The following is a 12,673-nucleotide window of genomic DNA, read 5'->3' on the forward strand; positions in this document are numbered from 1 at the left end:
TTATCGCGAACAGGGATGAAACCAATTTATTCTCAACAAGACTGTCAATAAGCGCTCATCTTTTTTGACCTCAATTGCCTCAAAAGCAAGAACCATCAAACTTTTGAGCCGCTTGTCACCCCTTCAGCCGGACGCATCAACATCGCCAACCTGCTGACGCAAAACCTCAATGATGCCATCACAAGCATTGACGACTTATTTGAAGAAGAATACGAAGACTACCTCGGTGAAGACATCGCCAACGAAGAAGCCAGCGTCGAAACCATTCGTAACACCCTAAACACCATCACCGCCGAAACTGGCACTCACCCCGTTATCGTCTACGCCGTTTCCCTACCCGACCAACTGGAACTCATTATGGTAGTTCCCGACGGTCCCCCCATCCGCAAAACCGTTCCCGCCGCCAATGCCCCTGTCCTCAAGAAAACTCTCGAAGCATTCTACGACTCCATTACCAATTCTGGTCGCCCCACCGCCTACCTGAAATCCGCAAAGCAACTCTATACTTGGATGATTGCTCCCCTAGAATCCCACCTCGAAGCTCTCGGTATCGACACCCTCATCTTTTCCATGGACGGTGGGTTACGCACCATTCCCATGGCAGCCTTACACGACGGAGAACAGTTTCTCATCGAAAAATACGCCCTCGGTTCCATCCCCAGCGTCAGCCTCACCAACACCCGCTACAGCCCCGTCAAAAATGTCCCAATCCTAGCCATGGGTGCGTCTCAATTCACCGACCAAAACCCCCTACCAGCCGTCCCCATCGAACTCGAAACCATTACCCAAAACGTCTGGTCAGGAGAAGCCTTCCTCAACGACCAATTCACCCTCAAGAATCTCCAAACCCAGCGCCAGCAACAGCCCTGGCAAATTATCCACTTAGCCACCCATGCCAACTTTGAACCCGGAGATCTCAGCAAGTCCTACATTCAGCTTTGGGACACTCAACTCCAATTAGACCAAATTCGGCAACTTGGCTGGAACCAACCTCCCCAAGTCGAACTTTTAGTCCTCAGTGCCTGTCGCACAGCGTTGGGAGATTTAGACGCGGAGTTAGGCTTTGCGGGGTTAGCCGTGAAAGCGGGAGTTAAATCAGCCCTAGCCAGTCTCTGGTCTGTCAGTGATGGCGGCACATTAGCCTTAATGGTTGAATTTTACCATCAATTGAGTCAACCCGATGTCACAACTAAAGCCGAAGCCCTACGACGCGCCCAACTTGCCATGCTACGAGGAGAGGTGCGTGTAGAGTCGGGACAACTACGAGGAACTGTGGTGTTGCAACCTGCCACTGCTTCATCGGAACTGCCAGAGAATCAAGGTTACAGCACTTTCTAACACGGTGTAGTACAGTAGCCATGAGAAAGCCATGTTCTACTCTTGTTTGGGTGTATCACATCGAGTCTGAAACCGCTGTACTCCCATCCCTACTATTGGGCTGCTTTCACAATGATTGGTAGCCCGTGGTAAAAGACAGAAGGCAGAACTCTGCTGTCGAGTCTTCCTACTGGAAATACAGAGTGTTAGTCATGAACCCTACAATGCGATCGCAACTATCGTAAAATTGCTGCAATCCCCTCTGTTGAAATTATATTCAACGAACTCAGTGCTACATTAAACAACCGCCCTGGCTTCAGGTCATCTTTAACCAAATTCCAAAGACGCTGCACCTCTTCTGTGTGCAGTCTGTCATCTTCCGTCAGCGCCAGTAGCAACCGATGCTGCATAAACTTTCCTTCATCCGAGAAAAGATACTGCAAGCCTAGTTGAGCAGTCGGGAACAAATCAAAATTCTCATCAGAGCGAGCGATAGAAATCATGTTCTCCAACCGCTGCCACTGGAACTTACCATCCTTGAACAAAACCTCTAACAACCGCCGCCGCATTTCTGGCGATTCACCCGTCAAGAGACGCCTTGCCACGTAAGGATAAGAGACTTCCACAATTTTGAAGTTGGGATTTAGAGTTAGAGCCAATCCTTCCTGCGTCACTAACGAACGGATAATCAACGCGAACTTTGCTGGAACGCGGAAGGGATACTCGTACATCAACTCCGAGAAGTTATCGGTAATCGTCTTGAAGTTGAAGTCCCCAACACTTTGATCCATGGCTTCTCCCAGCACTCGTTCTATCGCTGGAATAATGGGTATTATATCTGTATCGGGTGTTAAAAATCCCAGTTTGACGAACTTTTTCGCTAATTCTAAGTAATCTCCATTAATCAGGTCAACGACAGCACTGGTGATCGTTTCCTTTGTGTCTTCTTCTAGCTGATCCATCATCCCGAAGTCAATGTAAGCCATTCGACCATCGGGCATGGCAAACAAATTACCTGGATGGGGATCGGCGTGGAAGAAACCATGCTCTAGTAGCTGGCGCAATCCAGCAATAACACCAGTTTCAATGATTGTGTCAGCATCCAGTCCAGCCGTACACAAACTTTTAGTATCAGTCAGCTTACAGCCGTTAATCCATTCCAGCGTCAGAACACGGTTGCTACTATAAGACCAGTAAATATGCGGTACTTTTACAGAGGAGTCGTTGCGAAAATTATAAGCAAATTTCTCCGCATTGCGACCTTCATTGATATAGTCAATTTCCTCAAATAGTTTCGTGCCAAATTCGTCAACAATTAACGTCAGGTCGTGTCCCAAATTCAGCGGCAGCCAGGGCGACAGCCAACTCGCTGCCCAGCGCATCAAATACAGGTCGAGGGTAATAACTGGGAGTAAGTTGGGGCGCTGCACCTTGACCGCCACTTCTTCGCCACTGTACAGATAGGCGTGATAGACTTGACCGAGGCTGGCAGCCGCAATTGGATTTGGAGAAATTTCGCGATAGATTTCTTTTACCTGACGCCCCAACTCGGCTTCAATCATCGATAACGCGATCTCGTTATCGAAGGGGGGTAGCTGATCTTGTAACTTAATCAGTTCCTCTAAAAAATCCTTGCGAATTAAGTCAGGGCGTGTCGATAAGGCTTGCCCTACTTTAATAAAGGTTGGACCGAGGCGAGTCAGGATTTGCCGCAACTGGGCGGCTCGCTTCAACTTGTTCGTCTCAATCTGGTTGAGCCACTCATCCAACTTGAGACTCAAGACAAATCCCGCAAAAAACCAGATAACTGTAAAGGTACGCCAGATTGCTAACCAGGGTCGGAAGCGGTAATATCGGGCGATCGCTTTCTGGTCATAGCGCCGTCTCGGTGAGCTTGGCTGCCGCTCAGGATAATCCAATTCAAGTTGATAGTGAGTCACGCCTAATGGTTGCCTCTTGATTAACTTTAGGTTTATTTATTTTTTTATCTTTTTATTAAGTATATTCCATAAAATATCCGAATAATCGTAAATTTTTGTAAAGACAGTGCCTGAATGGTGCCGCGAATTGGTAAAAAATGGGAGATTGGGGCAACGGAATCTTAACTTGTAAATCCCACGTCTCCACCCAATCCCCACCCTGGAAATACCCTACTTGGACTTCGCCTCTAGGTTTTCCATGCGGCTTTTTAGATCCTGATTTTCTTTCTTGAGCTGGTCGAGTTCTTCCCGTAACTGCTTAACCGCCCCATCAGAACCGATATTCTCCTGAACCGTCTGAACCGCTTCCTCAGCACGACGGCGCACTCTGCCATCGGGTGTTTGCTCGGCAAGAGATTGCAGCACCCCAATTGCTTTGGCTGTTTCCATGTGTTCGAGTGCCGAAACAACCGCCACCTGGGTCAAAAAGAACGATTCACCCGATAGTTCTTCCAACCGCTCCAAAATCCACTCTGTATTATTAGGTGTCTGCCCTGTGGATATTGTTCCCAATGCCCGAATTGCACTGAGCCGCAGGGGTTGCGCAATAGTAGGATTTGTGTAGTCCATAATAACTTGCAACGCCACGGATGATGACTTCATCTGACTCAAGCCACCAATAGCACCGCTCCGCACCACTTCGTTCCAACCCGCCCGTTCTTTGAGAACAGCACTCAGCAACTGGAGGACATCTTCCTCCTTGTCTTTCAGAGTTCCCGATACCATTCCCCCAAGTGCCCTAGCCGCTGACGCTTCCACGTAGTAACTCGTATCCCCGCTTTCTATAAGCTGTTTGAGGGCTTCGTAACTTTCTACCGTTTTCAATTTACTCAACGCTTCCACTACGGAGCGCCGCACACGGGCATCATTATCTTGTAAACCCGCCACTAAAGCAACCGACGCCTGATCTAGTTTCACCTTTGCCAGTTGTCTGACCACTTCGACCCGGACGCCCCAGAACGAATCATCGGTCAGGGCGTCAGACAGAGCTTTCACAACCTCTAGCCCTCCCTTCTTTGCCAATGCCGTCGCTGCATAGATGCGGGAAACGGGATCAGGGTCGAATTTGAGCTGGGCTTTCAATTCGGGTATGGGGTATTCCAGAGAAACCGTTTTCAGGTTATTATTACCAACATCGAAGCTAATAAACTGGGGTTTTTTATCTAAGGGGAAATAGAAACTTTGTTCCCGTTGGTGGACTCTAACGGTAAAGGTGCGTAGAGATGTTGCAGGCAACGCCTCTACAGAATCATTGGCATCCTGTTGGACATAACCGAAGGCGATCAGAATTTTCAGGTCAAATAACTCGCTTTTACTGCCGTTTTCCCCTGGTTTAACCTGAGTTTGGGTAACACTCACTTTCGCCAACTGGCTATCAGCATCCCAGGAATAGGCAACCTTATAATCGGGATGACCGCCTCGAAAAACATACTGGTCAAACAGGAATAGCAGGTTGCGACCTGTTGCCTTTTCAATAGCTCGCAGCAAATCAACGGTTTCGACCGTGTTGTGAGCGTTGTCTTGCACAAAGGTATGGATAGTCCCTTTGAATAACTCATCTCCCAGTTCAGACCGAATCATGTGGTAAACACAAGCCCCTTTTTCGTAGAGGTGTCGGTCGTACAGTTCGATTGCTTCCCGGTAGATGTGGGTGACGATAGGACGGCGGTAGCGGGAACGGTCTTCAGTTAAGTAGCTGCGGGCTTCGTTGAGCAGGTAGTAAGCGGCATCATCCTTGCCATACTGCTGTTCCGTCCACAACACCTCAGAATAGGATGCCATGCCTTCCTTAATCCAAGCGTGCGACCAATGCTTAATTACTACCAAGTCGCCAAACCACTGATGGGCGAGTTCGTGGGCTACCAAGCTTTCGGTACGCTGGTTATCAATCGCTGCCCGTTCGTCGAGCAAGCACCGCTCGGTTAGTAGGGTAGTGGAGGTATTTTCCATGCCCCCAAAGATAAAGTCATCGACGCAGACTTGAGCATATTTGGGATAGGGATAAGGATAGCCAAACTTTTCGCTAAAGAACTCGATCATCTGAGGTGTCTTGCCCATACTGCGACGGGCATCCTCTTCCCGACCTTTTTCCACGTAATAGGTAACGGGTTTACCCTGCCATTCATCCCGAATTTCGGCAAAGTCTCCCACGGCTAAGGTCATCAGGTAGGTGGGATGAACCTGCTGTTGCAACCAGTGGTAACTCTTGCTATCGCCGTCTTCTGCGGTGGCAATGAGTTCGCCGTTGGAAATAGCGATTAGGGGTTTGGGGACTTTGACCCGAATTTCTGAGGTTGCCAACTGACCGGGATAATCGAAGCAAGGGAACCAGAAGCGAGAGTCTTCATCTTCCCCTTGTGTCCAGACTTGGGTGGGTTTGTTGGGGTAATGTTGGGTGGGTTTGATGAAGTAAAGACCGCGTTGGGGGTTATCTACGCTATAAGCGATCGCTATTTTGATATCTTGTCCAGCTTGAGTCGGATTTAGTAGCTGGATGTGCAATTGTTCGCCGTCATAGTCAAAGGGTTGGGGAGTTTGGTCAACCTGCACGGATGCCATTGTTAGGTTAACGGCATCCAGTACTAGATGATCGATGCCGCTGCGGACGGGTGTCAGGGTAATAGTGCAGGTGCCTTGAAAGCTTGAGCGGGGAATATCAAGCACTAAATCTAGGAAGATATGATTAACTTGTCCGGGACGGTCGGGATTGTAGTGAGGTTTGGCTCCCGGTAGCTCAAAGGACTTGTGACCGTTATTGTCTGAATCAAAATAGAACTGTGACATTAGTGAATCTGTAAACGTTAACAGAGTAAGGGCTGGCACCCAGCACGGCTATCTTGTGTCCCCAAGAATAGGGCATCATTTCTTCCAGATTAGCTTGTTGAAGAGGGCTTTCAGGGTGAACGCAGCAGGTTGTAATGCTTTGGAGAGTGAGGGCTACTGCCAGAACCCACTATGGATAATGATTATATGATTCAAGTTGACTCAATCATCAACTCTTAGGCTACTCTTTCCAGCCAATCAAATATTAAATCTAACTGCTCTAGGGTTACTAGTCCGTAGTTCCATAGAACCATGGGCAGTAGATGTGGCGTATCGACAGGATGATGACGCATAGCCAACTCGATGGAGTCAGCAGGAATGGCTAACTCATCCCGCAAAAAACCCACTAATTTTTGGAGGAAGGTAGTCATCATAATCCTTGACATCTAAGAGCCGTAAGGTTAAACAAATCTTAATCGTTGAGACAATTTATTCCAACAGCAAATTCTCTGAAATCACAGCTTATAGAAGGCTGACATCTAAGGGATTTCTCGGATTTGGCTTTACAAAATTACATCGAATAACAGAGCATTCCGGCAGCTTCACCAAATCTTCACTTAAGAACTTTCGGGAAGGTGCCGAAGGTGCCGAAGAGGAGGAATTAATGGCAGCAAAGCATATCCTTCCCTATCTCCCCAGCGTTCGACTGAGCGCTCACGCCGCAGTCTCCCCATCTCTCCTCCCGACCAAGGATGCATTTGAGTAACTCATTCAGGCATATTTGATTTTTTTTATAAAATTTCAATCAACTTTTTTGCCCAGCAAAAAATAAGTAGTCATTTGCCCTTTGCCTTTCACATCAATCACTCCCCGTTCCTGCAACTGATAGTTCTTCTTTAATCTCTCATAGGTTGCGGCTGTTACCTGAATGTGTGCGGGCAAGCCCTGTGATTCCATGCGGCTGGCGGTATTCACCGTATCTCCCCACAAATCGTAACTAAACTTTTTGATACCAATGACACCAGCAACAACCGGTCCGGTATTAATGCCAATGCGCATACTGAATGTTTCTCCGGTCTGACTCTGAAACTGGGCAATTGTTGCTTGCATATCGAGTGCCATTGCAGCTATAGCTTCGGCGTGCTTGGGCTGTGCTCTCGGTAATCCCCCAACCACCATATAAGCATCACCAATTGTCTTGATTTTCTCTAAACTGTACTGTTCGCATAATCGATCGAAAGCTGAAAAGATTTGATTGAGCAAGCCTAGCAGGGCAATTGGATGAATGGATGAAGCCAGTTGAGTAAAACCAACGATATCTGCAAACAGAACAGTTACTTCTGGAAAGTCATCGGCGATAATGCATTGTTCCTGTTTCAGGCGCTCCGCAATCGGCTCTGGCAAAATATTGAGGAGAAGTTGTTCAGATTTTTCCTGTTCTTGACGCAGTGCTGTTTCGGTTTTTTTGCGCTTGATAAACTCTCCAAACTGACTGCCCATGGCTGCTAGTACCTGAAGCAAATCCAGATCAGGTCGCTGAATATCATGGCTGTAAAATGTTATCACTCCCAAAATTTCTTCTTCGTCTCGGATGGGGAAGCCAAAGGCTCCGTGTAGCTGGGTAATGCCGGAAGCTGGTGATAGTTCCCTGCCAGACTCCTGCATGATATCGCTAACCCATTGAGGAGAATTGGTTGCCCAAATCCGACTGGGGAAGCCAACATCAGCTTTCCGAGTCATCTCTAAAAACGCTGGATCAGTAACAGAAACTCTCACCCACGTTTCAATACACCAAACTTGGGGATTGGGGAGAGGGGATTGGGAACTCGGAATTCTCCGCGTCCAATTCGTCGCTTTATCGAGTATCCAAAATTCACCTAAATCCCATTCCAAGCTTTCACCAATAGCTTGCAAAATTTTAGGAATGGCATCACTCACAGTAGCGGATTCCGATATGATACGTGTTGCCGCATATTGCATCGCTATTCGCTTTTGATTCCGCTGGCGTTCGGTAATATCTCGACCAATGTAGATAAAGTTTTTGACACCCTCTATCTCTGTCTGAATAACCGAGCAAGAAAAAGCCACGATTATTTTTTCACCCGTTTTAGTCTGACAAACAACTTCTCGATTGGTGAAAGCTTTATCACCGATGGAATTCTGCTGACTAGTCGTCGGCAACAAATCACCTTTGTTAAGAATCAGGGAAATTGGCTTTCCGACTAACTCAGTTTCACTATATCCAAATAAATCTTGAACTGAATAATTGACGGTTTTTATCTGTCCTGAAGATGTAGTGACCAACAAAGCATCAGCCATTGAAGAAATAATTTTATCAATGTAGGCTTTAGACGCTTCCAAGTTAATCAAAAGAAGATTGCTTTCATTCGTTGCCTGAACTAAACTTTGCTCTAAAACCATTTGCTCAGTGACATCTTCTAATAAGATAATCAACTGGTTTGCTAAGGTTTGAGTACGGTCATAAAATGCTAAATTATTTTTGATAATGTAAAAATCGACATAGAGCGGCTTATTCGGCTCTGAACCCCGTCCAACTCCCTTCAATTCAAAACTTACTTCCCGCTCTTCAAGAATGTCGATGAGTATAGTTTCAAGACCTATCAATTCTGGTAAACTGACGCGGACATCCTTACCTTGAACAAGTTCATCAGGGCAATCGACAAATCGCTGCACTCCCAAGGATTTCTCTAGAATCTTGAACTCCCGATTCACGATCAGATATTCCCGACGGCGTGGAGCTAACAGAGATAGAAGTTTACTTAAAAGAGTACTCATGGGAGAGCATTGGTATGTATTTGGTTTATAGTTCGGGGTTCAGGGCGGAGTCTCACGCTTAGGGCTAGTCAAGCTTGTTGATTCAATCATTTTACAGGCAAGTTTATAAAACAGTTTATCAACATTCGTTCCGGTTTTAGCGGATGTGGGATAAGTGGCAATGATTCTCCTTTGTTCGTCAAGTGAAAGACGCTTAAAGATGTCTCTTAGTTGTTCTTCAGTCAGCAGATCAGCTTTGTTGAAAGCCACGCTAGCAAAACCTTGAGGATTCACCGATAAAAAAGACTGAACGTGATCGAGAATATGATCGACTGTTACCTGACGGCTGACATCAGCAACAATCACAGCACTACTAGCACCTCGCAAGTAGGTTGGGGTAACTGCCTTAAACTTAGTATTGCCTTCTAAGTCCCAAATCAGCATCTGTATACTGACGGCATTTTCCTTAGCCAAAGATTGAACTTGTACCGTTTTTTTTGATATTTTAACTCCAACTGTTGAAAGATAATTATCGCTAAACTGACGTTCAACAAATCGGCGAATTAGGCTGGTTTTACCAACACTGAAATCACCCAACATACATACTTTTTTTGATAGTATTTGTGTCATTTTAATTGCTACCCTGACTTCAAATAGGGTCGAATTGCGGTAAACACTGAGATAGAATAGCTCCTATCCTCTTCGTCTTCTGAGAGTGCATATCTCAGAGATTAACCACATTCTGCTGTTCAGTTGTTCAGACTAGTCCCCTATTCAAAAATTGCCCCACTCCGGATCAGTTGAACCTTCATTTTCTCAGAAAGCCCCGTATTTGATCCGAGTAGCAACTTTTCCACCTTGGCATCTTTTAGTTCAGTACATCTGAGGTCGGCACCCCTCAAGTTAGCATGGCTAAGGTTTGTACTGTGGCAGTCTGCTGCATCTAGACAAGCTCCCTTCAGATTAGCACCGCTGAAATCAGCACCCTTTAGGGAACTACTACTCAGGTTGGCACCGATCAAGTTAGCACCAATTGAGTAAGCTTGTTTTAGGTAAGCGTTCTTAAGGTTCGCACGGTTAAGATTAGCACCAATTAGGTAGACATGGCTAAGATTAGCACTGATCAAGTGAGCACTTCGGAGATCGGCACCGCTGAAGTTTGCCGCGATTGCATAGCTACCGCTGAGATTAGCACCAATTAAACGGGCATTCCGGAAATCGGCACCACTAATATCTGCATTGATTAGATCAGCACCATTGAGATTCGCTCGTAGCAGGTAGACTCCGCTGAGATTAGCACCACTGAGATTGGCACCACTGAGATTAGCACCACTGAGATTAGCACCACTGAGGTTGGCACCAATCAAGTCAGCACGGCTGAGATTAGTTTTTCTCAACTGAGTGCCGATTAGGTTGGCATGACTGAGGTTAGCAAGGCTCAAGTCGGCTTTGTTTAACTTGGCAAGGCTGAGGTTGGCATCGCTGAGGTCAGCCAGACTCAGCAAGGCACTATTCAGTTTAGCGCTATTGAGATTGGCACCACTCAGGTCAGCTTCATTGAGATTGGCACCATTCAAGTTAGCATCGCTTAAGTTATTGCCACTGAGGTCTTCGCCACTCAGATCGACCCCAACAAAATCTTCAGCCAGACTTAAACCAGCCAGGTGTGCCAGTTTAGGAAAGTTCTCCGTTTTTGAGTTGATAATTTGCCGGATTAGGTCTTGAACGTTCAGGCTTAATTGTTTATTCAATTTCAGTCACAAATACAATTGCTTTTTTTATTGCTAACTTAGCCTTAGTAATTTTGGCAATAGCGATAAAAGGGTAAGTTAAATGTAATTTGTGCTTAAACGTGATTGGCTTCACTAGGGTTGGCGCTTATTTTTCCTTCAAACGTTGCCCCTCGTTGGATCAGCTTGAGCTTTCTTGCCGGAGACAGTCCTGGATTCTTTCTAAATAGCGTCTTCTCTGCTTTTACGCGGTTTAGATTAGCACCGCTGAGATTGGCTGCGCTGAAGTCGGCTCCCGTTAGGTTTGCACCCCTGAGGTTTGCATCTCTCAAGTTGGCTCCCATTAGGTTTGCACGTTTGAGATTGGCATCTGTCAGATCAGCACGGTTGAGATCAGCACGGCTGAGGTTTGCATCTTTCAAGTTAGCACGGTTTAAAATAGCGCGACTCAGGTTGGCTTCTCGCAAGTTAGCATCCCTGAGATTAGCCTCTTTGAGGTTGGTTTCTCGCAAGTTGGCACCAATCACAGTCCCATCCCGTAAAGATACCTCTCGCAGGTTAGCACCGCTCAGATTAGCGGCATTTAAGTTAGCATCTCTGAGATTGGCATCTTTCAGGTTGGCACCGATTAGGTCAGCACCAGTCAAGTTAGCGGCGATGGGGTCTGCTCCAGTCAGATTGGCATCAATCAGGCTCGCTCCTCTCAAATCCGCCGCGATTAAGTTAGCTTCGCTGAGATCGGCACCATTTAAGTTAGCTCCACTTAAGTTAGCTCCACTGAGATCGGCATGGCTTAAGTTGACGCTGCTGAGGTCGGCATTACTGAGGTCGGCACCACTGAGATCAGCACGGTTTAGGTTGGCGCAGCTTAAATTAGTATTGCTCAGATCGGCACGAATCAGGTCAGCACGGCTGAGGTTAGCGCTGATGAGATTGGCTTCGCTCAAGCTTGCCAGACTCAAGTCGGCGGCATAGAGGTTAGCACCACTCAAGTTAGCTTCATTGAGATTGGCAAGACTCAGGCTAGCACCACTCAAGTTAGCTTCATAAAGATTGGCACTACTCAGGTCAGCTTCGTTCAAGTTAGCACCGCTGAAGTTGGCATTTCTGAGATTTTCCCCGCTGAGGTCTTCGCCGCTCAAATCAATCCCAACAAAATCTTTAGCTAGACTCAGATTAGCCATCTGTGCTAACCGGGAAAAAGTTTCAGTTTTTGCCTTGATAATGCTCTGAATTAAGGCTTTAATTTCTTGCTCGCGTTCTTCTTCAATCATAAGTCATATTGCAGACTTTGCCGACTTAAATAGGGCGTTAATTTTTGCTGAAATAAGTGACGAACAATCGCCCGCTCGATTACGGCATTTCTTTTTTTAGTGAGTGTTTTTTGCCAAAAAAAATCGGTTTGCGTCAGGGATACATCGTGGGGTGATATTTCAAAGCTTGCCGTTATACAGCAGGGTTTAGCTATCACATTAATAGTGGCAAGTTTAACGTTTTTAATACAACCGTTGAGAACCTCTTTTCCTGGATCTATGGCAAACGCCCAAGTCCTGTTGTCTGCCACACCTTTAGTGGCTATTTTGCAAGTCGTGAATGAAACGCGATCGCTCGAGTCTGCTATTGGTAAATTGGCTAAAGTTCCGGTTTGTCCTTGCTCTGAAGAGGTTTCATTCTGAAGACGGATTTGTTCTTGATAAGTTTCGCTTTTCTGAATCGCTAGTTTAACGGAGCCAGTTAAAGGGCGTGACTCTGGAGAAATAATACCATTTTCTAGGGTTAACCTCAGTCGTCCACCTCTCAACCCAAACTTAATTTGACCCCCAACCCCTGCTTCCCATTGTTCATTAAAGTTTAGGGTTAAATGCAGCTCAATTTGCGAACTCACCTCTGGCACGGTACTTGATTGGGATCGTACTGGAACCCCCTGCAATTTCATGTAAACGCAGTTCGGATAGCGATTTTCTGGTGTGGGTTGAGGGACTAGGGGGAGAGGTGGTTGCATACCAAGTTGGACTGATGGGTTTGGGTTGAGAAAATTACCCCGAATGAGTAGTGGGTATGATTGTCAACTACTTCCATAATGACGAAGGAAAAGGGTAAAGGTCGATT

At 46.4% G+C, this 12,673-nt stretch carries 10 protein-coding genes; 2 read left to right on the top strand and 8 right to left on the bottom strand.

Going from position 1 to position 12,673, the window contains the following annotated elements; genetic code table 11:
• The first annotated feature begins 357 nt into the window (after positions 1-357).
• Positions 358-1,338, top strand: a complete 981-nt coding sequence (locus IQ257_RS10390) for a CHAT domain-containing protein (RefSeq protein ID WP_193874077.1) — start codon at positions 358-360, stop codon at positions 1,336-1,338.
• Positions 1,339-1,553: 215 nt separating this feature from the next.
• On the opposite strand, the gene IQ257_RS10395 is transcribed toward IQ257_RS10390, so the two are convergent.
• The 3 genes from IQ257_RS10395 to IQ257_RS10405 all read right to left on the bottom strand — a co-directional run bounded on the left by IQ257_RS10395 (position 1,554) and on the right by IQ257_RS10405 (position 6,493).
• The gene (locus IQ257_RS10395) at positions 1,554-3,257 is read right to left on the bottom strand and encodes an ABC1 kinase family protein (RefSeq protein WP_193874078.1); all 1,704 of its coding nucleotides are present in this window, start codon (positions 3,255-3,257) and stop codon (positions 1,554-1,556) included.
• A 210-nt stretch (positions 3,258-3,467) separates the two neighbouring features.
• The gene (locus tag IQ257_RS10400; RefSeq protein ID WP_193874079.1) at positions 3,468-6,080 is read right to left on the bottom strand and encodes a M1 family metallopeptidase; all 2,613 of its coding nucleotides are present in this window, start codon (positions 6,078-6,080) and stop codon (positions 3,468-3,470) included.
• A gap of 215 nt (positions 6,081-6,295) precedes the next feature.
• The gene (locus IQ257_RS10405) at positions 6,296-6,493 is read right to left on the bottom strand and encodes a DUF2949 domain-containing protein (protein WP_193874080.1); all 198 of its coding nucleotides are present in this window, start codon (positions 6,491-6,493) and stop codon (positions 6,296-6,298) included.
• Between the two features lie 5 nt (positions 6,494-6,498).
• On the opposite strand from IQ257_RS10405, the gene IQ257_RS10410 reads away from it, so the two are divergent.
• Positions 6,499-6,825, top strand: a complete 327-nt coding sequence (locus IQ257_RS10410; RefSeq protein ID WP_193874081.1) for a hypothetical protein — start codon at positions 6,499-6,501, stop codon at positions 6,823-6,825.
• Between the two features lie 35 nt (positions 6,826-6,860).
• Here IQ257_RS10410 and IQ257_RS10415 read toward each other — a convergent pair whose 3' ends face one another.
• From IQ257_RS10415 to IQ257_RS10435, 5 genes are all read right to left on the bottom strand, one after another.
• Positions 6,861-8,855: an adenylate/guanylate cyclase domain-containing protein gene (locus IQ257_RS10415; RefSeq protein ID WP_193874082.1), complete on the bottom strand. Its 1,995-nt coding sequence runs from the start codon at positions 8,853-8,855 to the stop codon at positions 6,861-6,863.
• Positions 8,856-8,894: 39 nt separating this feature from the next.
• On the bottom strand, positions 8,895-9,464 hold the full coding sequence (locus IQ257_RS10420; RefSeq protein WP_193874083.1) for a Rab family GTPase: 570 nt from the start codon (positions 9,462-9,464) through the stop codon (positions 8,895-8,897).
• A gap of 140 nt (positions 9,465-9,604) precedes the next feature.
• Positions 9,605-10,585, bottom strand: a complete 981-nt coding sequence (locus IQ257_RS10425) for a pentapeptide repeat-containing protein (protein WP_228060596.1) — start codon at positions 10,583-10,585, stop codon at positions 9,605-9,607.
• 95 nt (positions 10,586-10,680) lie between these two features.
• Positions 10,681-11,838, bottom strand: coding sequence for a pentapeptide repeat-containing protein (locus IQ257_RS10430; RefSeq protein ID WP_228060597.1), 1,158 nt, complete (start codon positions 11,836-11,838; stop codon positions 10,681-10,683).
• Positions 11,835-12,566, bottom strand: coding sequence for a hypothetical protein (locus IQ257_RS10435; protein ID WP_193874084.1), 732 nt, complete (start codon positions 12,564-12,566; stop codon positions 11,835-11,837). The genes IQ257_RS10430 and IQ257_RS10435 overlap by 4 nt, the downstream gene beginning before the upstream one ends.
• Positions 12,567-12,673 lie beyond the last annotated feature (107 nt).

Source organism: Coleofasciculus sp. LEGE 07092 (assembly GCF_015207375.1).
Taxonomy (GTDB): Bacteria; Cyanobacteriota; Cyanobacteriia; order Cyanobacteriales; family Coleofasciculaceae; genus LEGE-07092.

What these genes read in the sequence shown, in the direction of transcription:
- IQ257_RS10390 (WP_193874077.1), top strand. Translation starts at nt 358, where the DNA reads ATGGTAGTTCCCGACGGTCCCCCCATCCGCAAAACCGTTCCCGCCGCC.
- IQ257_RS10400 (WP_193874079.1), bottom strand. Translation starts at nt 6,080, where the DNA reads ATGTCACAGTTCTATTTTGATTCAGACAATAACGGTCACAAGTCCTTT.
- IQ257_RS10405 (WP_193874080.1), bottom strand. Translation starts at nt 6,493, where the DNA reads ATGATGACTACCTTCCTCCAAAAATTAGTGGGTTTTTTGCGGGATGAG.
- IQ257_RS10415 (WP_193874082.1), bottom strand. Translation starts at nt 8,855, where the DNA reads ATGAGTACTCTTTTAAGTAAACTTCTATCTCTGTTAGCTCCACGCCGT.
- IQ257_RS10420 (WP_193874083.1), bottom strand. Translation starts at nt 9,464, where the DNA reads ATGACACAAATACTATCAAAAAAAGTATGTATGTTGGGTGATTTCAGT.
- IQ257_RS10430 (WP_228060597.1), bottom strand. Translation starts at nt 11,838, where the DNA reads ATGATTGAAGAAGAACGCGAGCAAGAAATTAAAGCCTTAATTCAGAGC.
- IQ257_RS10435 (WP_193874084.1), bottom strand. Translation starts at nt 12,566, where the DNA reads ATGCAACCACCTCTCCCCCTAGTCCCTCAACCCACACCAGAAAATCGC.